The organism is Parvimonas sp. D9 (assembly GCF_035282565.1).
GTDB lineage: Bacteria > Bacillota > Clostridia > Tissierellales > Peptoniphilaceae > Parvimonas > Parvimonas micra.
In genome coordinates this window covers 1-245 of the sequence record NZ_JAYKBM010000240.1, presented here as the reverse complement: position 1 = coordinate 245, position 245 = coordinate 1, and the positions used below count along the sequence as shown (strand labels likewise).

Sequence of the window (245 nt, the reverse complement as noted above, 5' to 3'; positions counted from 1 at the left end):
CATCGGGATCGGGCTGGACATGGCCGGCGATCAGCATCGCCTCCTCGACCACCCGTTCGATCGCCGCCCGGTCGAACCCGGCGGTCGACGCCGATCCCCGGCGCCCATCGAGAAAGACGGTCAGGCCCAGGCCCTGGCTACCGCTGCGCTCGGCCGTCTCCACCTCGCCGCCGCGCATCGCGATCTTGGCGATCCCCTCGTGATGGACCGAGGCCCGCGCCCGCGCGCCCCGCCCGGCCGCCAGC

The 245-nt window shown here is 74.7% G+C and carries 1 protein-coding gene; it reads right to left on the bottom strand.

Annotated elements, in window-relative coordinates; translation table 11 throughout:
• Window positions 1–245, bottom strand: a 245-nt coding sequence (locus VJI94_RS08720; protein WP_324009088.1) for a PmbA/TldA family metallopeptidase, incomplete at both ends; no start/stop codon positions are given.